We start from the raw sequence: 21,460 nt of genomic DNA, 5'->3' as shown, positions 1-21,460 counted from the left end.
AGCCGATATGTCACGATGCCGCTGGACCTGGCCTCTTCTGCTGCCCCTCCTGTTGACCGCCCTCACCTTGCCGCCCGTCGCCGGGACCCAGTCCTTCGCGGCGGCTCCCCCCACAGCGACGGCCTCGCCCGTGCCCCTGCCGTCGCTCCATGCGACCACCACCCAGGTCGCCTCCGGGCTGAGACGGCCCACCGCCCTCGTCGCCCCCGACGACGGCACGGACCGGCTGTTCATCACCGAGAAGTCCGGCACCGTACGCGTCTACCACCCGGACACCGGTCTGGCCCGGGAGCCGCTGATCGACATCACGTCGGCCGTGGACGAATCGGGCAACGAACGCGGCCTGCTCGGCATCGCCGTCCCGCCCGACTTCGCTGTCAGCCATCACCTGTACCTGGCGTACACGGCACCGCCCGACGGCGCGGTCACTCTCGCCCGCTACCGGCTCGACGAGTCCCGCCTGGAGGTCCTGCTCTCCCAGCCGCACGCCGAGTACAGCAATCACAATGGCGGCCAGCTCGCGTTCGGCCCCGACGACAACCTGTACTGGAGCATCGGCGACGGCGGCGGCTCCGCGGACCCCCTGCGCGCCGGGCAGCGCCTTGACACCCTCCTCGGCAAGGTCATGCGCCTCGACGTGCGCCGCGCCTGTGCCCCGCTCGCCTACTGCGTCCCGGACGACAACCCGTTCGTCGACACCCCGGGCGCCCGCGCCGAGATCTGGCTGTACGGGCTGCGCAACCCGTGGCGGTTCTCCTTCGACAGCGCCGACGGCTCGATGTGGATCGGCGACGTCGGCCAGGGCCGCTGGGAGGAGATCGACCATCTCCCGCCCGGCCAGGGCGGGATGAACCTCGGCTGGTCCTGTTACGAGGGCCTGGAGCGGTTCGACGGCGGCCACTGTGTGCCCGGCGAGAAGCACACCGAGCCGGTCTTCACCTACTCCCCGTACACCGGCGGCTGCTCGGTCATCGGCGGTCACGTCTACCGGGGCCGGAAACACGCCGATCTCGTCGGCGGCACGTACATCGCCACCGACTACTGCTCGTCCACGGTCTGGGCCCTGCGCCCCGACGGCGAAGGCGGCTACGAGCAGGCCGAGATCGGCGAGATGCCCACCCAGGTGACATCGGTCGGCACCACCGTCGACGGGGAGTTCTACGTGGTCAACGACCTGCCCGGCGGCCTGCACCGCGTGTCCTTCGCACGGGAGGAACCCACCTGCCGCGTGGACCGCACCGTGAAGACCTGGGGCACCGGCACGACGGTCGACCTCACCGTCACCAACACCGGCAGGACCCCCGTGAACGGCTGGACACTGGAGTTCCCGCTGGCCCTCGGGCAGACCGTCATCTCCGACTGGAACACCGACCTCACCCAGGGAAGCAACACCATCACGGCCACCAACGCCCCTCACAACGCCACGATCGCTCCTGGCGCGAGCGTCACCCTCGGCTACCTCGCCGACCACACCGGTGACTCGTCGGCGCCGCCGCGGTTCACACTCGACGGGGACGCCTGCGCCGTCGGCCGCTGACCACCGCGACTCGCAGCGGGCCAGGACTGGTCGATCGCGGCCGGCCCTGGCCGTAGGATCGGATCTTCTCGTGGGTGGGGGGAGACGGTCATGGGCAAGCAGCGCCCCGGCACGGCGCCGACCCTGGAGGAGGTGGCCGCGCTCGCCGGTGTGGGGCGGGGCACCGTCTCCCGTGTCATCAACAACGTGGCGGGCGTGAAGGATTCGACCCGCCGCGCCGTGCAGCACGCCATCGCCGAGCTGGGGTACGTGCCCAATCTGGCGGCCCGTTCGCTGGCCGGGCGTCGCGCGGACGCGGTCGCCCTGGTCATGACGGAACCGGACTGGCGGAAGTTCGGGGAGCCCTTCTTCTCGGAGACCATCCGCTCCGTCGGGGACGCGCTGACCGACACCAAGATGCAGCTGCTGCTCACCCAGGTGCGCACGGACGACGAGCGGCGGCGCTTCGTGGAGTACGCGCGCGGCGGCCGGGTCGACGGCGTGCTGCTGATGTCCGTGCACGACCAGGACCCGCTGCCCGACATGCTCGCGGACGCGGGGCTGCCCACCGTCATGCTGGGACGGCGCTCGGGCGACGAGAGCATCACCTATGTCGACGCGGACAACACCGGGGGCGCCCGGAGCGCCGTCGACCACCTGCTGGGCAGCGGCCGCGGCGCGATCGCGACCATCACCGGGCCGCTGGACATGTACGTCGCCCAGTGCCGGTTGCGCGGCTACCGCGAGGCGCTGAACCGCGCGGGCGTCGACATCAGGCCGTCCTGGGTCGTCGAAGGAGACTTCACCGAGCAGAGCGGACGCGGGGCGATGGCCGAGATCATCGCGCGGGAACCGGGGATCGACGCCGTCTTCGCCGCATCGGACACCATGGCCGCCGGAGCGCTGAACGCCCTGCGCGCGGCGGGCCGCCGGGTGCCGCAGGACGTCGCGGTGATCGGGTTCGACGACTTCCTGCTGGCGCAGCACACGGATCCCAAGTTGACGACGGTGCGCCAGCCGATCGAGGAGATCGGCCGGACCATGGTGCGGCTGCTCCTGGAGGAGATGGAGGACTCGGCGGTGGCCTGGCGGCACGTCATCCTGCGCACGGAGCTGGTGCTCCGCGACTCCGCCTGACCTGCCCCGACCCGTCCGTCTCCTTTTGGCATACGTAGCGTCTCCCCGGCGGCTCCGGGAGCGCTCCCAAGTCGTGAAGCCCCCTGAACCTCCTTCTTGAGCAACGCACTTGACCTGGGCCTTCGAAATTCCTTCGACGGGTCGCTGTGCGCACCCTTGTCAGGGGCATGTGAGCCTCTTAGAGTCCACGACCGAACCACAAGTGGGAGCGCTCCCATTACGGGGGAGAGGGGAGCGCTCCCGCTGGTTCGCCCCCCGCACTCTCACGAGAGGCCCCCGCATGCGATCGTCACCGCAGCACATCCGCACCCTGCGCGGACTGTTGGGAACGCTCCTCACGGCTCTCGCCGTCGTCGCCGCGCTGGTCACCACGGCGGCACCGGCGCAGGCCGACACCACGATCTGCGAACCGTTCGGATCGACCACGGTCCAGGGGCGCTACGTCGTCCAGAACAACCGCTGGGGCACCAGCGAAACGCAGTGCGTCTCCGCCACGGACACGGGCTTCAAGGTCACCCGGGCCGACGGTTCCGTGCCGACGAACGGTGCCCCCAAGTCGTACCCGTCCATCTTCAACGGCTGCCACTACACCAACTGTTCACCGGGCACCAACCTTCCGGCGCAGCTCAGCACCGTATCCAGCGCGCCCACCAGCATCTCGTACGGCTATGTCAGCAACGCCGTCTACAACGCCTCGTACGACATCTGGCTCGACCCGACGCCGCGCAAGGACGGTGTGAACCGGACCGAGATCATGATCTGGTCCAACAAGGTGGGTCCGATCCAGCCCATCGGCTCACAGGTGGGGACGGCCACCGTGGCCGGGCGCACCTGGCAGGTGTGGTCGGGCAACAACGGCGGCAACGACGTGCTGTCCTTCGTCGCCCCGTCGGCGATCACCAGCTGGAGCTTCGACGTCATGGACTTCGTCCGGCAGGCCGTCACTCGCGGCATGGCTGAGGACGACTGGTACCTGACGAGTGTTCAGGCCGGTTTCGAGCCCTGGCAGAACGGCGCGGGCCTTTCGGTGAACTCCTTCTCGTCGACCGTCAACATCGGTGGCACCGACCCGGACCCCGGCGGCCCGGTCGCGTGCAAGGTGGCGTACGGCACGAACACCTGGCAGGGCGGCTTCAGCGCCGACATCACCGTGGGCAACACCGGTTCGGCAGCCGTCGACAACTGGAAGCTGGCCTTCACCCTGCCCTCCGGCCAGCGGGTAACCAACGCCTGGAACGCGTCCGTCACCCCGTCCTCGGGGGCGGTCACGGCGAGCGGCCTGTCCCACAACGCGCGGATCGCGCCGGGCGGCAGCCAGTCGTTCGGTTTCCAGGGGACTTACAGCGGCGCGTTCGCCAAACCGGCCGCCTTCAGCCTGAACGGCACCTCCTGCGCCGTCGCGTGACCCGGCCGGCGGGCCGGTGAGCCCGCCGCGTCCCGCCCGCTCCGGGGCCCGCTCTTCCTCCCTGCGCCAACAGGGCGGGCCCCGGGACTCCCCCGGCCCTGACCGTCCCGGAAAGGCCTGCCCGCATGAACCGCTCGTCGTCCCCCCGCCGCCCACGCCCGGTGATCGTCGCCGCGTTGTGCGCCGTGGCGCTGTCCCTGACCGGGCTGACCGCCGCCGCCCCGCCTTCCGAACCTTCCGTCGCCGCCGCCGCGTTCCCCTACCAGGACCCTTCCCTGCCGGTGCCCGAGCGCGTCGCCGATCTGCTGTCCCGGATGACGCTCGACGACAAGATCGGCCAGATGACGCAGATCGAGAAGGACGCGCTCGTCCCGTCCTCCGACCTCGCCACCTACCGCATCGGATCGGTGCTCTCCGGGGGTGACTCCACCGTCAGCCCCAACAACGCCCAGACGTGGGCGGACACCTACGACGCACTTCAGCGCACCGCTCGGACGACCCCGCTCGGCATCCCGATGATCTACGGCATCGACGCGGTGCACGGCCACAACGCGGTACGCGGCGCCACGATCTTCCCGCACAACATCGGCCTCGGCGCCACCCGCGACCCCGCCCTCGTCCAGCGCGTCGGCCGCACGGTGGCCGAGGAGATGGCGGGCACCGGCATCGACTGGGACTTCGCGCCCTGCCTGTGCGTGGCCCGCGACGACCGGTGGGGACGGACCTACGAATCGTTCGGCGAGAAGCCCGAACTGGCCACCTCCATGACGACGTTCGTCACCGGGATGCAGGGCGGGACCCTGGGCACGGACCCGGCCTCGGTGCTCGCCACCGCCAAGCACTACCTCGGTGACGGCGGCACCACCGGCGGCGTCGACCAGGGCAACACGGAGCTGTCCGAGGCCGAGCTGCGCGCCGTCCATCTGCCTCCGTTCAAGGAGGCGGTGCGGCGGGGCGTGGGCTCGATGATGCTCTCGTACAGCAGCTGGAACGGCGTGCGATCGCACGCCCACAAGTACCTGGTCACCGACGTGCTCAAGGGCGAACTCGGCTTCGACGGCTTCGTCGTCTCCGACTGGGCCGCGGTCGACCAGCTCGACGGGCAGAGCGGCTTCACCGGCGCCGAGATCACCAGGGCCGTCAACGCTGGCGTCGACATGGTGATGGTCCCGCACGACTACAGGAAGTTCCTCACCCTGCTGCGCGGCGAGGTGAGCGCCGGCCGGATCCCGCAGGCCCGCGTCGACGACGCCAACCGACGCATCCTGACCAAGAAGTTCCAACTGGGCCTCTTCGAGCGTCCGTTCACCGACCGCTCGTACACCTCCGGAGTCGGCTCCGCCGAGCACCGCGCCCTGGCCCGGCAGGCCGTACGCGCCTCGCAGGTGCTGCTGAAGAACAGTGGCGGCGTCCTGCCGCTGGCGAGGAACGCGAAGCTGTTCGTGGCCGGCAAGTCCGCCGACGACATCGGCAACCAGAGCGGCGGCTGGACCATGAGCTGGCAGGGCCGCAGCGGAGCCATCACGCCCGGCACCACGATCCTCCAGGGCATCCGGTCGACCGTCACCGACTCCTCCCGGGTCACCTACGACCGCTACGGCAACGGGATCGACGGCAGCTACACGGCCGCGGTGGCCGTCGTCGGCGAGACGCCGTACGCCGAGGGGCGGGGGGACCGGCCTGGCGGCATGGGCCTTGACCAGGAGGACATCCAGACCCTCGCCAGGCTCAAGGCGAGCGGTGTGCCCGTCGTGGTGGTCCTGGTCTCCGGGCGTCCGCTCGACATCACCGCGCAACTGCCCGACTGGAAGGCCCTGTTGGCCGCGTGGTTGCCGGGCACCGAGGGCAACGGCGTGTCGGACGTGCTGTTCGGCGCGTACGCCCCGACCGGCAAGCTGCCGGTGACGTGGATGAACAGCGCCTCGCAGCAGCCCATCAACGACGGCGACGGCAAGACCCCGCTCTTCCCGTACGGCTACGGCCTGTCCTACCCCACCACACGGAATCCGTAGCCCGGCCCGACGACTCCCACGCCGACGGCTCCCACGCCGACGCCCTCCTGACCGTACGACCGGCACCACCCGCACCGTACAACCGAGGAGACACGATGACCGACCCGTACAGACCAGCCGAGCCACGCCCGTGGCGCTCGCGCCGACGACGGTCAGCGGCCCTGGCCACCGCACTTGCCACTCTGATGCTCGGGGTGGTCGGCCAGATCGCGGGACAGCCCGCGGCCGCCGCGGAAGCACACGTGGACAACCCGTTCGCCGGGGCGAGCTTCTACGTCAACCCGGACTACGCGACCAGCGTCGAGGGTTCCATCGCCAAGACCACCGACGCCGCGCTCAAGGCCAAGATGGAGAAGGTCAAGAGCTATCCCACCGCCGTCTGGCTGGACCGGATCGCGGCGATCCACGGCGGCGACGCCAACGCCGGCCGCAAGAGCCTGGCCGACCACCTCGACCTGGCGCTGGCCCAGAAGAAGCCCGGGCAGCCGATCACGGCCACGTTCGTCGTGTACGACCTGCCCGGCCGGGACTGCGCGTCCCTGGCCTCCAACGGCGAACTGCCGCTCACCCAGGCCGGCCTCGACCGCTACAAGAGCGACTACATCGACGTCATCGCGGACGTCTTCAAGAACCCGAAGTACGAGGACATCCGCATCACCACGGTCATCGAGCCGGACGGGCTGCCGAACCTGGTGACCAACACCGCCGACCCGGAGTGCGCCCAGGCCAAGAGCAGCGGCATCTACGTCAAGGCCGCCCAGTACGCCCTGGACAAGCTGCACGCCATCCCCAACGTCTACACCTACCTGGACTTCGCCCACTCCGGCTGGCTCGGCTGGGACACGAACCTGACGCAGACCGCGCAGCTGTACACCGACGTCGCCAAGGGCACCGCGGCCGGGCTGAGCAGCGTCGACGGGCTGATCACGAACGTCTCCAACTACACGCCGCTGGCAGAGCCGTTCCTGACCGACCCCGACAAGACGGTCGGCGGCAACATGGTCAAGTCCGGCAAGTTCTACGAGTGGAACCCCAACTTCGACGAGTCGGACTTCACCAAGAGCTTGCACCGGGCCCTGGTCGCGGCCGGCTGGCCGGCCTCCACCGGCATGGTCGTCGACACCTCCCGCAACGGCTGGGGCGGCTCCGCCCGGCCGACCGCCGAGAGCACAAGCACCACCCTCGACACCTACGTCACCGAGTCCAAGGCCGACCGGCGCGCGCATCGCGGTCTGTGGTGCAACGTCGACGGCGCGGGTCTGGGGCAGCCCCCGCAGAGTGCGCCGTCCAGCCACCCGGACTCGCACCTGGACGCCTTCCTGTGGATCAAGCCGCCGGGTGAGTCCGACGGGGCCAGCAAGGAGATCCCGAACGACGAGGGCAAGCGCCAGGACCCGATGTGCGACCCGGACTACACCGCGCCCAACGCGGGCAACAGCAAGACCGGCGCGCTACCGGACGCACCGCTGGCCGGGCACTGGTTCCACGACCAGTTCGCGATGCTGGTGAAGAACGCCCACCCGGCCGTGCCCGGGGGCGGCACCGACCCGGGCGACACCACCGCTCCCAGCGCGCCCACGGGCCTGAAGGCCACGGCGAAGACCGCGAGCAGCGTCTCGCTGGCCTGGACGGCGTCCACCGACAACGTGGGAGTGAGCGGATACGACGTCTACCGCGACGGCGCCAAGGTCGCCGCGTCACCGGTGTCGGGCACCACGTACACGGACACCGGGCTGAGCACGAGCACCGCCTACAGCTACACCGTCCGGGCGCGGGACGCCGCGGGCAACACGTCCGCGTCCTCGGCCGCGCTGAGCGTCACCACGGACGCGGGCGGGGGAAACCCCGACCCGACGGGCGACCTGTTGGTCCGGTACAAGAACAACGACTCCTCGGCCACGGACAACGGCATCCGCCCCGGCCTGCGGATCGTCAACACGGGCAGCGGCTCCCTGGACCTGACGAAGGTCACGGCCCGCTACTACTTCACCCGGGACGGCGGCTCGTCCACGGTGAACGCCGTGTGCGACTACGCGACCGTCGGCTGCTCCCGGCTCAAGCTCAAGGTCGTCCCGCTGAGCACCCCGGTAGCGGGAGCCGACGCCTACGTGGAGGTCGGCTTCAGCGGCGGCTCCCTGGCGGCCGGCAAGGACACCGGTGACATCCAGCTCCGAATGAACAAGTCCGACTGGTCGGCGTTCAACGAGGTCGGCGACTACAGCCGCACCACGGGCACGTCGTACGCCGACGCCCCGACGATCCCCGCCTACCTCGGCACCACACTGACCTGGGGCACACCGCCTTCATAACCCCCGCCGCCCCCTTCTGACGCGCCCCCGCCCGTCCGGTCGACTCTGCCCGGACGGGCGGGGGTCCCAGGGGTTCAACGGCATGGTCAGACCGAGGACGGCAGGCTCGGCTCCACTCTCATGCCTCCAGACTTGGTCCCGGCGACCTGGGCGATGAGAACGGACGGCGAATCTGCTGGCAGCTTTGGCCATTCCCGGCCCATGGACCAAGCGGGCGCAACATCAACGTCACGACACCACGGATTCCCCTGCCCCCAGCATGGACGCGGTAGCTGATGAGGGCTGCGGCTATGCCGACGAAGGCAAGAGAGCACTCGGCCCTTCCTTCATAACGACGGCACAGCCGTCACGGCCTGTGGTCCCCGCAAATGCAGGGGCGGCCCCGGGCGGCGCTGGTCCGGTTCAGTTCGCGCCCACCCTCTGCGGCCGCGACTTGTCATAGGCAGTTAGCGAGCGGGCGGCAAGAGAAGGGGGAAAAGATCCTTGTCGAAGAGCGCTCCGCGCAGCTTCTCAGGTACTTGGCGACCATTGATCACAACGGTCGGAGTTCCTGGGCCCAGAGGTTCATCGCCATTGGCGCTGTCATACGCGCCTTGAGAAGCCGTGACGAACTCCGCGTACCTCATCGTTCTGACCGCCCGGTCGAAGCTCTTGCCGCGCAGGTCCTCCACCTCGTCGGCGAGAGCGAGCAGGGCGTCAGTCGTGAAGCCCCCTTCAGCCTCGACATCGGCCTGGTCGCGGAACAACACCTCGTGATACTCCACGAACTTGCCCTCTTCCAGAGCAGCCCGCAACGCGTTGACCGCGCGCTTTGATCCGTCTCCACCCGCCCGATCATCGAGAAACGAAGCGAAGGTGTACTCCGTCCTTGCTTCGCGACCGACCGTCTTCTCCCGAAGCACCGACGCGCCTCCGGTGCTCTCGAATTCCTCCACCACCGGACACCGGGGATCCTCGTACACCCGAACCTTGTTCCTCGCGCCGGGGTCCCCCACCACGATCGTCGTGCCGTCGGAGGCCAGTCTCTCCGGCAACTTCTCCGCTCCCGCATACGGTTGTTTTTGGGACACGCGTTCCTTGACGGCCGGGGCCGTCGCCGCCGGTGCGCGCCCGGCGCAGCCGGCCAACAACAGACTCAGCACGCCTGCCACTGCCATGGCGGTACCGCGTCTTCGGTCTCTCTCCATTACCAAGCCCCTCCCTTAGTCAGCTAGTCAGCTAGTCAGCTAGTCAGCGGAACCGTGGACGAATGCTCACGACGCGCGCAGCGCCTTCGCCGTGAGCCCCTCGCCGGAAAGCTCGATCCGGCCGTCCCGTACGCCCTGGCCGACGGTGAGTTCGCCGCGGCTCACCGCCACGCACGTGGCGGCGTCCAGGGTGAGGGTGGCGTCGGGCTCGGCCGGGGCGGGGCCGTCGCCGTAGATGTCGGTGCCCTCCGCGAGGCGTACATGGAAGCGGCCCTCGTCGAGCCGTACCTCCACCAGGCCCTCGGCCCCCGTCCGCGCGAGGCTCCGCAGCAGCGGGAGCGCGAACCAGTGGGCGCGCACCGCGTCCGTGGACCTGCGCTCTTCGAGGCCGTGTGCGCCCCAGGCGGCGAGGGCTTCCAGGACTGGCAGCAACCCCCGGCCGGTGGGGGTGAGTTCGTAGACGTACGCCGCCGCGGGCGGGGGCAGTCGGCGGCGGGTGGTCAGGCCCTGCTGCTCCATGTCCTTCAGGCGCGAGGCGAGGACGTCCGTACTGACGCCCGGCAGGTCCGCGTGCAGGTCGGTGTAGCGGCGGGGGCCTACCAGCAGCTCCCTGACGACCAACAGGGTCCAGCGGTCGCCCACGGCGTCCAGGGCACGGGCTGCCGCGCAGTACTGGTCGTAGCTTCGGCGAGGTGACATGTGACGCAGTCTAAACAAGATGTTGGACTTTCCAAGGTGTGACTTGGTAAAACCAAGTAACTCACGTCACGGGAGGCGCACCACATGGAGTTCCGGCAGTCGAGCAAGCTCAGCGAGGTCTGTTACGAGATCCGGGGCCCCGTCATCGAGCACGCCAACGCCCTGGAGGAGGCGGGCCACAGCGTCCTCAGGCTGAACACGGGCAATCCGGCGCTCTTCGGCTTCGAAGCGCCCGAGGAGATCGTCCAGGACATGATCCGGATGCTGCCGAACGCGCACGGCTACACGGACTCGCGCGGCGTCCTCTCCGCCCGGCGCGCCGTCGCCCAGCGCTATCAGGTGCTCGGCCTCGACGAGGTCTCCGTAGACGACGTCTTCCTCGGCAACGGCGTGTCCGAGCTGGTCACCATGGCGGTGCAGGCTCTTCTGGAGGACGGGGACGAAATCCTCATCCCCGCCCCCGACTTCCCCCTGTGGACCGCCGTGACGGCCCTCTCCGGAGGCAAGGCCGTCCACTATGTGTGCGACGAGTCCGCGGACTGGTACCCCGACCTCGACGACATGGCGTCGAAGATCACCGACCGGACCAAGGCCGTCGTGATCATCAACCCCAACAATCCCACGGGCGCGGTCTATCCGAAGGAGATCCTGGAGGGCATCCTCGATCTCGCCCGGCGGCACGGCCTGATGGTCTTCGCCGACGAGATCTACGACCAGATCCTGTACGACGACGCCGTGCACCACAGCGTCGCCGCCCTCGCCCCCGACCTCGTCGTCCTCACCTTCTGCGGCCTGTCGAAGACGTACCGCGTGGCCGGATTCCGGTCCGGCTGGCTGGTCGTCACCGGCCCGCGGCAGCACGCGCGGAACTATCTGGAGGGTCTGACGATGCTCGCCTCCATGCGGCTGTGCCCCAACGCGCCCGCGCAGTACGCCATCCAGGCCGCGCTCGGCGGACGCCAGTCCATCCGCGAACTCACCGCGCCGGGCGGGCGGCTGCGCGAGCAGCGGGACCGGGCCTGGGAGAAGCTGAACGAGATCCCCGGCGTCTCCTGCGTCAAGCCGAAGGGCGCGCTGTACGCCTTCCCGCGCCTGGACCCGAAGGTCCATCCGATCCACGACGACGAGAAGTTCGTCCTGGACCTCCTTCTCCAGGAGAAGATCCAGGTGGTCCAGGGCACCGGCTTCAACTGGCCCCGCCCCGACCACTTCCGCATCCTCACCCTCCCCCACGCCGACGACCTCGACGCGGCGATCAGCCGCATCGGCCGCTTCTTGAGCGGTTATCGTCAGTGACCTCACCACGGCCTGCCGGGAGCGACATGACCCTCTGCACCACCTGCCGAACCCCCTCGCGCACCCAGTTCGCCTCGCCCGAACTCGTCGGGCCCATCGTGTACGAGGAGTTCGACCGGGCCGCGGACCCGGCCTGGCGCGACTCGGGCGCGGTCACCCTGGACGACTACGCCCGCTGGTGCGGCCACCTCTGCGGCATGACCTGTTTCCAAATGGCCCTCGGCCCCTGTGCCCCCTCTCTCTTCGAACTGCGGGACGGCGCGCTGAAGTACGGCGCCTACACCGAGGTCGACGGAGTGATCCGGGGGATGATCTACGCCCCCTTCGCCGCGTACGCGCGCGAGGCGCACGGCGTGGACGCCGCCGTCCACCGGCATCTGTCCGTCGAGGAGATCGGCACGCTCCTCGACGAGGGGCGGCAGGTCATCGCCTCCGTGCACTTCGAGATCCGCCGCCCGCACCGCCCCGCGCCGGGCCGCGGCGGTCACCTGGTGCTGCTCACCGGCCGTACGGCCGACGGGCGGCTGCACCTCCACAACCCGTCGGGCGTCGACGCGGCGACCCGCACCGCCTCGATGTCCGCCGACGAGTTCGAGCCGTTCTTCGCCGGACGAGGTGTCTCGCTGCGCTGACAGGCGCTCCGCCCCGCTGCCAAGATGGCCCCCATGACGCGTGGGGGCAAGGTCGCTGTCGTGGGTGGCAGCGTCGCCGGATGCGCGGCGGCGCTGGCCGCCTGCCGTGGGGGTGCCGACGAGGTCACCGTGTACGAGCGCGCGGGCGGTGATCTGGCGGAGCGCGGGGTGGGGCTCGCGGTGCACGACGCGCGGTACGCGGAGCTGGAGTCGGCCGGGTACATGGACGCGGGCATGCCGTGGGTGCGGATAGTGCGCCGCCGCTGGTACGTGCGCGATGCCGCGGCCGCCCCGCTGGGCCGGGAGATCGGCGTGATGCCGTTCCCGTTCCGCACGTACAACTGGGGCCCTCTGTGGCGGGAGTTGCGCGGCCGGGTGCCGCCGACGGCGGTCTTCCGTGCGGGCACACCCGTGGAGGCGCTGCGCCCCGGCCCCGACGGCACCCTCGTCGAGACGGCGGACGGCACCGAACGCTTCGACCTCGTCGTCGGCGCCGACGGCTACCGCTCGGTGGCCCGCACCTCCGCCTTCGGCGACGTACGCCCCGCCTACGCCGGGTATCTCGCCTGGCGCGGCGCCTATCCCGCGGCCCGGCTCGCCGACCCGGGGCTGTGGGCGGACGACGACTGCGCGTACGTCGTCTTCCCCGGCGGTCATGTCATCTTCTACCGCATCCCCGACGGCGTCGGCGGCCACCGTGTCAACTGGGTCCTCTACACCGCGCCGCCCCCGGACCTCGACCTCGGGCTCGGCCTCGACCTGCGGCTCACCGGGCCGACCAGCCTGCCGCCGGGCGGGCTCACCGAGGCGCTCGCCACGCACCTCGGGTACGTCGCCGACGACCTCCTCCCGCCCTACTGGGGCGCACTGGTACGCGCGACGGCGCCCGGCGAGCTGTTCCTCCAGCCCATGTACGACTTCACGGCGCCCCGGTGCGCGACGGACCGCGTCCTGCTGGTGGGCGACGCGGCGGCGGTGGCCCGGCCGCATACCGGCGCGGGCGCGGTCAAGGCGCTCCAGGACGCGACGGTCCTGGAGTCCGCCCTCACGACGGCGGACACGTGGGCGCAGGCCCTGGACGCGTACGACAGTGACCGCACGCCCTGCGGACGCACGATGGTGGACCTCGGCCGCCGCCTCGGCGACGCGCTGGTCCTGGCGACGCCCGACTGGAGGGTGATGGATCAGACGGCGTTGGAGATCTGGTGGAAGCAGGCGGACGGGACCGGGGCGTTCGGGGGCCGCGAGCTCAAACGCTGAACGCTGAGCGCTGAGCGCTGTTCTGGTGGGCCGGTCGGAGTCCGCGGGGCCGTCGTGGCTGGTCGCGCAGTTCCCCGCGCCCCTTCGGGGGCGCGGCCCGACCGCCCGTTTTGGGGGATGCCCCCCAAGATCAATAGTATCCGGCGATGATCACAAGACAACGGCCGGCGGCCTGGGTCATCGCCCTGCTCGCCGCCCTGACCGCCGGACTCGTCACGGCAGGCCCCGCCGCGGCCGCCGATGACGACGACGAACCGGCGCAGCCCTCCCCCAAGGTCGAGCTGGTCCTCGACGTCAGCGGCTCCATGCGCGCCCGCGACATCGACGGCGAGTCCCGCATGGCCGCGGCCAAGCAGGCGTTCAACGAGGTCCTGGACGCCACGCCGGACGAGGTCGCGCTCGGCATCCGCACCCTCGGCGCCAACTACCGCGGCGACGACCGCAGGACGGGCTGCAAGGACACCGAGCTGCTCTACCCCGTGGAGCGGCTCGACAAGGCGGGCCGCACCGACGCGAAGACCGCCGTGGCGACCCTCGCGCCGACCGGCTGGACCCCGATCGGCCCGACGCTGCTCAAGGCGGCCGACGACCTGACGGACGACACCGCGGAGCGCAGCCGCCGCATCGTGCTGATATCCGACGGCGAGGACACCTGCCGGCCGCTCGACCCGTGCGTGGTGGCCCGGGAGATCTCCGCCAAGGGCATCCACCTCACCATCGACACCCTCGGCCTGGTGCCGGACGCCAAGACCCGCGAACAGCTGAGCTGCATCGCGGAAGCCACCGGCGGGACGTACACCTCGATCCGGCACACCGACGAACTGGCGGGTCGTGTCAAGCAGTTGGTGGACCGCGCCGCCGATCCGGTCGTCACCCCGGTGGAGGCCGAGGGCGCGGCTCAGTGCACGGACGCGCCCCGGCTGAAGTCCGGTCTCTACACCGACCGCGAGAAGTTCGGCGAGCACCGCTGGTACCGCGTGGACGTGCCCGCGGGCAAGGAGCTGCGCGCCTCCGTGAGCGTGTCGGCCGACCGCGCCGTCAACCAGGACTACGGCGTGCTGCTGCGCGCCGAGACCCCGGGCGGCCGCGAGATCGTACGCGGCCAGGAGTCCGGCGACGGTCGTACGGACGTGATCTCGACGGGTCTGCGCTATCCGAAGCCGGAAGCGGACGACATGGACGAGGACGACAAGTACGGCGCCACGGAGACCGTCTGTCTGCGTGTCAGCAACTCCTTCTCCGCGCCCGCCTCGGTGAAGACCACGCCGGGTCTGCCGGTCGAGCTGGCCGTCGACCTGGTCGACTCACCCGACGAGCCCTCGGATGTCGCCTCCTTCGGGCTCGGCCACGGCTGGTGGCTGCTGGGTCTGCTCGTACTGGTCGGCTTCGTCGCCGGTCTGGTCTGGGGCTGGCTGTCCCGCTGGCGCTTCGCGGTCTGGAGGACCAACTGATGCGTACGACACGTTCACGTGTGAGGGGACGGGTGACGGGACGGGCGGCCGTGCTGGCCGCGACCGCCCTGCTGGCCTTCCCCGGAGTCGCCGCCGCCGACGACGACAAGGGCGACGCCCCGTCCGAGGCCGGTACCTCCTTCCGTACCGCCACCGCGATCCGCCCCGACCAGGAGGCCACCGCGGAGGCGTCCACGGGCGACTACCTGTACTGGGCGTTCCCGGTGGACGCCGGGCAGCGGGCCACCGTGCACGCCACGGTGAAGCTCCCCGACGCGGCCGCGCGGCACGCCGCGTCCACCTGGCGGGTCGATGTGTACGACGGTCTGCGGCGCCGCCAGGCCTGCCGGCTCGGCACGCCGACCAGGACGGCCGCGCAGGACGCCGGGTCGGTCTCGCTGTCCTGCACGCTGCGCACCGTCAGGGCCTGGTCGGAGCAGTGGGCGAACGATCCGCTGCCGGGCACGTACTACCTGCGGCTCACGGTCACCGACCTGAAGGCCGACGATCTGGGGCTGCCCGTGCGGGCCGAGGCGAAGGTCACCACGACCGACGCGGGCGGCGCGCAGGCGGTCGACGGGGCGCTCGCGGAGCCGCTGGTGCCGGGCGCGGGTTCGGACCGGCAGCGGCCCGCCGCCGCCACCGAGCCGGAGGACGGCTGGGCTTCCGGCTGGTGGTCCTCGCGCTGGCTCTGGACGGCGGCCGGCGGCATTCTCGCGGCGCTCGCGGGCGTCGGCGGATACGCCCTGACCCGCGGCTCGGGCCGCCCCGCGCGAGTACCCCAGGGCCTGTAGGGGCTCCTCGGCGGGGCCGCCACGCGCGTGGCCCGCGCGGCGTGGCAGTCTCGGTGGTGGCCGGGCCGCACGGTCCGGCCACCACCGGAAGAACAGGAATGGCGCGACCATGGGCGATCTGCTCCTCGTCCGGCACGGCGAGACGTCGTGGGCCCTCACCGGGCAGCACACCAGCTGGACGGACATCCCCCTGACGGACAACGGCAGGGAGCAGGCCCGCTCGCTGGCCCCGCTCCTCGACCGGTTCCGGATCGGCGCGGCGTTCACGAGTCCGCGGATCCGCTCGCGGGAGACCGCGGAGCTGGCCGGGTTCCCCGGCGCGTACGTCGACCCGGATCTGCGCGAGTGGGAGTACGGCGCGTACGAGGGCGTCACGACCGTGGAGATCCACCGCACGCGGCCCGACTGGTACCTCTTCACCGACGGTGTCGCCCCGGGCCCGCCGGAGCACCCCGGCGAGAGCCCGGAGCAGGTGGGCGAGCGCGCCGACCGCATGCTGGCCAAGGTGGACGCGGCGCTCGCCAACAGCGAGGGCAACGTGGTCCTCTTCGCCCACAGCCACTTCCTGCGCGTCCTTGCGGCCCGGCGCCTGGGCCTGCCCGCGTCGGGCGGCTCGATGTTCCTCCTCGCGACGGGCACGGTCAGCCGGCTGAGCACGGAGCACGGACGCCCGGTGGTGGCGAGCTGGAACCTCCGCCCGTAGGACGGGGCGGGTGCCGGGCGGCGCCCCGACGAGGCAGGGCCGGGCGGCGCCCGTCGGCAACGGGCGCCGCGGGCAGCGGAGTTCGAGAGCCGCGCGGCGCGCTGTGAAACGCGCGGCGGGATTCGACACCCGCGCCCTTGGTCACCAAGACTGCCGTCATGCGATACGGCGTGAACCTCATCAACTTCGGCTCCGGCACCACCCCCGACTCCCTCGTGCGGCAGGCCACCGACGCCCGTGAACTCGGCTTCGAGTTCGCGATGATCTCCGACCACATCGCGGTGACCCCCGACGTCCACGAGGTCTTTCCGGCGCCGTTCTACGACCAGTTCGTGCTCGCCGCGCACCTCGCGGGGCGCGTGCCGGGGCTGCGGCTCGGCACCACGATCACCGTGATCCCCTACCGGCACCCCTTGCAGACCGCGCGGCTCGCCGCCAACATCGACCGGCTCAACGCCGCCGGGTTCATCCTCGGCGCCGGAGTGGGCTGGTCCGCCGCCGAGTACGAGGTGCTCGGCGTCCCCTTCCGCGAGCGCGGCGCGATCACCGACGAGTACCTCACGGCGATCCGCGCCGCCTGGCGCGAGGACCCGACGTCCTTCCGGGGCACGTATGTCTCGTACGAGGGTGTCCGCACCGCCCCGGCCCCCGCTACCCGCCCCCACCTGCCGGTCTGGGTCGGCGGCAACTCCCCGGCGGCGCAGCGCCGCGCGGCCCGCCTCGGTGAGGCCTGGCATCCGTTCATGCCGACGCGGGACGCGCTGCGCACGGCGCTGCCCCGCATCGCGGCGGAGGCCGAGGCCGCGGGCCGCCCCGCGCCGGATCTCGCGCCGCGCCTCCAGATCCGGCTCGGCGACCGGCGGGACACCGCCGACCGTCCGCTCGGGCACGGCAGCGTCGACCGGATCCGGGGCGACCTGGAGACCCTGGCGGAGCTGGGCGCGACGGACGTACTCCTGGACACCTACCCCGGAACCCCCGCGGAACGGGCGGACGCGGACGACGACCGGCGGGTGCTGGAGCTCCTGATGTCAGTGGCACAGGGCACCATCGGTAGCAGTTGACGCAGACCGACGCGGGAAGGGGCGCATGCGCGGTGAAGCCACCCACGGTTGCTCAGCGGCGGATCATCGAGGCCGCGGACCCGGAGACCGGCCGCCTGTCCGGCCCCGAGGCCCAGCTGACGGGCCTGGTGCGGGCCCGTCTTGCCTTCCGCCATCCCAGGCCGCCGCACGCGTATTTCCTGACGCCCGCGGGCCATCGCCTGCGCGACGGGGCCGGCTCCCCGCAGGCTCCGGAGCCCGCTCCCCCACCGGCCGAACCGGCCGCGGCGCCCGGCGTCTTCGCCGCCCGCACCGGCACGGAGACCTCCGTGTCCGGGAGCGAGGGCCCCGCCCGGGCGCGGGAGGTCCGCAGCGCCTGGGAGGGCCTGGTGGAGCTGCGCCGGATGACGAACACCGACGGCGCCCGCGACCGCCCCTGCGCGTGGGAGCGTACGCATCTCGTGCAGGCGGCGGCCCTGGCCCTGGAGGCGGCCGGCCTGCCTCCCGCCCGTCCCGGCCGCCATGACGGCTACGAGGTGTCGGGCACCCCGCAGCCCGAGGCCGTCGCCGTGCGCGAGCCGTCCCCGGACGGGCTGCGGGCCTGCGCGGCGGCGCTGGAGCGGGCGGGCTGGCAGGCCGGTGAGCACGCGGGGCCGCGCGGCGGCGCGCGCTATCTTCTGGCCTCCCCGAGGCGGACGTGAACCGCACCCCGCAAGAACACTCCGAAGTCCAGGTCGAAGGGAACGAAGGGAACACCGTGGCAGAGCCGTTTTCCGTGAGCATCGGCGTCCGTGGGTACGAGACGGACTCGCAGGGGCACCTCAACCAGGCCGTCTACCTCCAGTACGCCGAGCACGCCCGCTGGTCGCTGCTGCGCGCGGCCGGCATCGCGCAGGCCGACCTCCTCGACAAGGGCGTCGGCCCGGTGGTCCTGGAGAACACCGTCCGCTATCTCAGCGAGCTGCGCGCGGGCGACGAGACGGCGGTGAGCTGCGCGTTCATATGGGGTGAGCGCAAGACGTTCGGTGTCGAGCAGACCATCACGAAGTCGGACGGCACGGTCGCCGCGACGGTCTCGTCCCTCGGCGGGCTGCTGGACCTCAAGGAGCGGCGGATGGTGGCGGATCCGCGTGAGTACTTCAGGGCGCTGGCGGCCGACCCGGCGCGGCTCGGGCTCTGAACCCTCACCGCCCCCTCGGCGCGGGCGCCCGCGGTGGCCGGTGGGGCGACACTGCCGAGTACATGACACCTTTACGCAACCGACCCACACCGTTCACACGGCCGTACGTACATCCGTGCCACCCTCCCGATGGTTGATCAGTCAACTCGCGTAGACCGGGCGCCCCTTGGCGGGCGCACGGCACGCGAGGCCTCCGGGAAAGGACACACCCCCACATGCCCGTCCCGCGCGTACGCCGCTGGAAGATCCTGGCCCTGTCCGCCGCCGCCGTGCTCGTCGGCATCACCGTGCCCGCCGCGGCCACGGCCACCACCTCCACGGCCACCCCGTATGACGACACGTACTACCAGGACGCGCTCGGCAAGACCGGTCCCGAGCTGAAGTCCGCGCTGCACACCATCATCAGCGACCAGACCAGACTCTCGTACGACCAGGTCTGGAACGCCCTGAAGACCACCGACCAGGACCCCGCCAACAGCGCGAACGTGATCCTGCTCTACACCGGCACCTCGCGGAGCAAGAGCAGCAGCGGCGGCGACAAGGGCGACTGGAACCGCGAGCACGTCTGGGCCAAGTCCCACGGCGACTTCGGCACGGCGACCGGGCCCGGTACGGACATCCACCATCTGCGCCCCGAGGACGTCACGGTCAACAGCATCCGGGGCAACAAGGACTTCGACAACGGCGGTGGCGCGGTCGCCGGGGCCCCGGGCAACCTCACGGACGGCGACTCGTTCGAGCCCCGCGACGCGGTCAAGGGCGATGTGGCCCGCATGATCCTCTACATGGCCGTGCGCTACGACGGCGAGGGGGGATTCCCCGACCTGGAGCCGAACGACCGGGTGGACAACGGCAGCGCGCCCGCCATCGGCCGCCTCTCCGTGCTGAAGCAGTGGAGCGACGAGGACCCGCCGGACGCCTTCGAGAAGAACCGCAACCAGGTCATATTCGACAGGTTCCAGCACAACCGGAACCCGTTCATCGACCACCCGGAGTGGGTGGAAAAGGTCTGGTAGCCAGCGCGCCGTTCCCCCGAGTTGCACTACCTCTCAGTCTCCCCGACCGCGTCCAGTTCCGCGAGGTCCTCGGAGCTGAGGCGGAGCGCGGCGGCCGCCACGTTCTCCTCCAGGTGCGCCGGGGACGAGGTGCCCGGGATGGCCAGCATCGCCGGGGAGGTGGCGAGCAGCCAGGCGAGGGCGACCTGTGCGGGGGTGGCGCCGTGGCGGGCCGCGACGGTCTCGACGCGGGCGAGGTCGGGGGCTCCGGTGCCGCCGAAGGGGAAGTACGGCACGTAGGCGATGCCCTGCCGGGCGCAGAGCTCCACCAGCTCGGCGTCGGTGCGGGTCAGCGGGCTGTACCTGTTCTGCACGGCGGCGACCGGGGCGATCGTCCGCGCCTCGGCGAGCTGCTCCGGGGAGGCGTTGCTGACGCCGAGGTGGCGGATCACGCCCTCGTCGCGCAGGGCCGCCAGGGTGGCGAAGCGGTCCTCGCCCGGCCCGTCGCTGCCCAGGAAGCGCAGGTAGACCAGGTCGAGGTGGTCGCGGCCCAGCTCGCGGAGGTTGCGGTGCACGGCCTTGCGCAGCTCCGCGGGGTCCGCCGGGTCCATCCAGCTGCCGTCCGGGAGGCGGCCGGGGCCGACCTTGGTGGCGATGACCAGGTCGTCGGGGTAGGGGTGCAGGGCGGTGCGGATGAGGTCGTTGGCCGCGATGTCCTGGAAGAAGTAGAAGGCCGCGGTGTCGATGTGGTTCACGCCGAGTTCGACCGCGCGGCGCAGGACGGCGACCCCCCGGGCGGGGTCGTGGGCGGGGCCGTCCCACTGGGGGGCGGGCAGCCGCATCGCGCCGAAGCCCATGCGGTGCACGGGGAGTTCGCCGCCGAGGAGGTACTGGCCGGCGGCGGCCGACGCGTGGTCGGTGAGGTCATCCCGGTGGTCACCCCGGTGGTCATTCGTAGTCGTCATGGGCGAGATCCTCCGACGCGTGTCCCCCGTACGCGAACACGTGGCCACTTGCTGCCACGTTGACCCCTTGCGTACGCGGTCGCAGACTGTCGGGATCATGCCGAGTACGCCGATGAACTCACCCAGCGCGTCACACGCGTGGCCCACGTCGAGCACGTCGAGCACGTCGAGCACCGATCTGATCGTGTCGCTGCGCGGCGAGCGGGAGCTGGTGCGCCGGGCGGGGAGCCTGTTCACCGGGGCGCGGGAGGAGTTCCTGTGCGCGGCGGCGGACCTGGTGACGTTCTCCCGGGGCGTGAACGCGGCCTTCGCCGGGGGCAGGAGGCCGCCGCTGGTCCCGGGCGGCCTGGAGATGCGCAAGCTGTACACGCCGCGGGCGCTCGCGGACGCCGAGGCGGAGGCGCGGCTCGTCAGGATCGCCGAGTCGGGGGCGCACGTGCGGATCTCCGCGGCGCCGCTCGTGCACGAGGCGATCGTCATCGACCGGCGCGTCGCGATCCTCGCCGGAGCCCCGGTCCGGGGGACGCGGACCTACACGGTGATCCGGTCGCCCGACGCCGTCGAGGGGGTCAGGTCGCTGGTGTACGCGGCCTGGGAGACCGCCGTCGACCTGGCCGAGTACCGGCGGACGCGGCCTCCCGCGCTGAGCGAGGAGGCCCGCCGCGTCCTGCGGGCGCTGGGCGCGGGGCACACCGACGAGGCGGCGGCGCGGGAGCTGGGCATGTCGTTGCGGACGTACCGCAGACGGGTCGCGGAGCTGATGGCGGCGCTCGGCGCGACGTCACGTTTCCAAGCGGGGCTGCGGGCCGCGGAGTTGGATATCAGCAGCCGGGGCGGGGCAGACAACTGACCCGGGCGGGTGACCGTCTAGATTGA

At 71.4% G+C, this 21,460-nt stretch carries 19 protein-coding genes; 16 read left to right on the top strand and 3 right to left on the bottom strand.

Annotated elements, in window-relative coordinates; translation table 11 throughout:
• The first annotated feature begins 7 nt into the window (after positions 1 to 7).
• The 5 genes from ACWDZ7_RS23470 (at position 8) to ACWDZ7_RS23450 (ending at position 8,379) form a co-directional block, all read left to right on the top strand.
• Positions 8 to 1,537 (top strand): PQQ-dependent sugar dehydrogenase, encoded by a 1,530-nt coding sequence (locus ACWDZ7_RS23470; protein ID WP_451799476.1) that lies wholly within the window; start codon positions 8 to 10, stop codon positions 1,535 to 1,537.
• Between the two features lie 90 nt (positions 1,538 to 1,627).
• Positions 1,628 to 2,653: a LacI family DNA-binding transcriptional regulator gene (locus ACWDZ7_RS23465; protein ID WP_451799475.1), complete on the top strand. Its 1,026-nt coding sequence runs from the start codon at positions 1,628 to 1,630 to the stop codon at positions 2,651 to 2,653.
• 280 nt (positions 2,654 to 2,933) lie between these two features.
• Positions 2,934 to 4,058, top strand: coding sequence for a GH12 family glycosyl hydrolase domain-containing protein (locus ACWDZ7_RS23460; protein ID WP_451799473.1), 1,125 nt, complete (start codon positions 2,934 to 2,936; stop codon positions 4,056 to 4,058).
• Between the two features lie 125 nt (positions 4,059 to 4,183).
• Positions 4,184 to 6,070 carry a glycoside hydrolase family 3 protein gene (locus ACWDZ7_RS23455; protein ID WP_451799472.1) on the top strand — a complete coding sequence of 629 codons (1,887 nt, stop codon included), beginning with the start codon at positions 4,184 to 4,186 and terminating at the stop codon, positions 6,068 to 6,070.
• A 95-nt stretch (positions 6,071 to 6,165) separates the two neighbouring features.
• On the top strand, positions 6,166 to 8,379 hold the full coding sequence (locus tag ACWDZ7_RS23450; protein WP_451799470.1) for a glycoside hydrolase family 6 protein: 2,214 nt from the start codon (positions 6,166 to 6,168) through the stop codon (positions 8,377 to 8,379).
• Between the two features lie 446 nt (positions 8,380 to 8,825).
• Here the strand turns inward: ACWDZ7_RS23450 and ACWDZ7_RS23445 are convergent, their stop codons facing one another.
• Positions 8,826 to 9,536, bottom strand: a complete 711-nt coding sequence (locus tag ACWDZ7_RS23445; RefSeq protein ID WP_451799469.1) for a DsbA family protein — start codon at positions 9,534 to 9,536, stop codon at positions 8,826 to 8,828.
• A 96-nt stretch (positions 9,537 to 9,632) separates the two neighbouring features.
• Positions 9,633 to 10,265, bottom strand: a complete 633-nt coding sequence (locus ACWDZ7_RS23440) for a winged helix-turn-helix transcriptional regulator (protein WP_451799467.1) — start codon at positions 10,263 to 10,265, stop codon at positions 9,633 to 9,635.
• A gap of 84 nt (positions 10,266 to 10,349) precedes the next feature.
• Here ACWDZ7_RS23440 and ACWDZ7_RS23435 point away from each other — a divergent pair, with 84 nt between their 5' ends.
• From ACWDZ7_RS23435 to ACWDZ7_RS23390, 10 genes are all read left to right on the top strand, one after another.
• Positions 10,350 to 11,561: a pyridoxal phosphate-dependent aminotransferase gene (locus ACWDZ7_RS23435; RefSeq protein WP_451799466.1), complete on the top strand. Its 1,212-nt coding sequence runs from the start codon at positions 10,350 to 10,352 to the stop codon at positions 11,559 to 11,561.
• A 26-nt stretch (positions 11,562 to 11,587) separates the two neighbouring features.
• On the top strand, positions 11,588 to 12,193 hold the full coding sequence (locus tag ACWDZ7_RS23430) for a peptidase (protein WP_451799464.1): 606 nt from the start codon (positions 11,588 to 11,590) through the stop codon (positions 12,191 to 12,193).
• A 33-nt stretch (positions 12,194 to 12,226) separates the two neighbouring features.
• Positions 12,227 to 13,453 (top strand): FAD-dependent monooxygenase, encoded by a 1,227-nt coding sequence (locus tag ACWDZ7_RS23425; protein ID WP_451799462.1) that lies wholly within the window; start codon positions 12,227 to 12,229, stop codon positions 13,451 to 13,453.
• Positions 13,454 to 13,599: 146 nt separating this feature from the next.
• Positions 13,600 to 14,904: a VWA domain-containing protein gene (locus ACWDZ7_RS23420; protein WP_451799460.1), complete on the top strand. Its 1,305-nt coding sequence runs from the start codon at positions 13,600 to 13,602 to the stop codon at positions 14,902 to 14,904.
• Positions 14,904 to 15,698 (top strand): hypothetical protein, encoded by a 795-nt coding sequence (locus tag ACWDZ7_RS23415; RefSeq protein ID WP_451799459.1) that lies wholly within the window; start codon positions 14,904 to 14,906, stop codon positions 15,696 to 15,698. Before ACWDZ7_RS23420 ends, ACWDZ7_RS23415 begins: the two co-directional genes overlap by 1 nt.
• A 109-nt stretch (positions 15,699 to 15,807) precedes the next feature.
• Positions 15,808 to 16,401: a histidine phosphatase family protein gene (locus ACWDZ7_RS23410; protein ID WP_451799458.1), complete on the top strand. Its 594-nt coding sequence runs from the start codon at positions 15,808 to 15,810 to the stop codon at positions 16,399 to 16,401.
• A 158-nt stretch (positions 16,402 to 16,559) separates the two neighbouring features.
• Positions 16,560 to 17,465, top strand: a complete 906-nt coding sequence (locus ACWDZ7_RS23405) for a TIGR03619 family F420-dependent LLM class oxidoreductase (protein ID WP_451799457.1) — start codon at positions 16,560 to 16,562, stop codon at positions 17,463 to 17,465.
• Between the two features lie 32 nt (positions 17,466 to 17,497).
• Complete coding sequence (locus tag ACWDZ7_RS23400; protein WP_451799456.1) at positions 17,498 to 18,145, top strand: hypothetical protein; 648 nt, start codon at positions 17,498 to 17,500, stop codon at positions 18,143 to 18,145.
• Positions 18,146 to 18,201: 56 nt separating this feature from the next.
• Entirely contained in the window at positions 18,202 to 18,624 is a 423-nt protein-coding gene (locus tag ACWDZ7_RS23395) for an acyl-CoA thioesterase (RefSeq protein WP_451799454.1), read from the top strand.
• 215 nt (positions 18,625 to 18,839) lie between these two features.
• Positions 18,840 to 19,640, top strand: a complete 801-nt coding sequence (locus ACWDZ7_RS23390) for an endonuclease I family protein (RefSeq protein WP_451799453.1) — start codon at positions 18,840 to 18,842, stop codon at positions 19,638 to 19,640.
• 26 nt (positions 19,641 to 19,666) lie between these two features.
• On the opposite strand, the gene ACWDZ7_RS23385 is transcribed toward ACWDZ7_RS23390, so the two are convergent.
• Positions 19,667 to 20,584 (bottom strand): aldo/keto reductase, encoded by a 918-nt coding sequence (locus tag ACWDZ7_RS23385; RefSeq protein ID WP_451799451.1) that lies wholly within the window; start codon positions 20,582 to 20,584, stop codon positions 19,667 to 19,669.
• Positions 20,585 to 20,696: 112 nt separating this feature from the next.
• Between ACWDZ7_RS23385 and ACWDZ7_RS23380 the strand changes: the two genes are divergently transcribed.
• A complete protein-coding gene (locus ACWDZ7_RS23380; protein ID WP_451799450.1) occupies positions 20,697 to 21,434 on the top strand; it encodes a helix-turn-helix transcriptional regulator in 738 nt (245 codons plus the stop codon).
• Positions 21,435 to 21,460 lie beyond the last annotated feature (26 nt).

This window comes from Streptomyces sp. NPDC003032 (assembly GCF_053591415.1).
The sequence above is the reverse complement of the archived record's forward strand: the minus strand, read 5'-3'. Positions and strand labels throughout refer to the sequence as shown.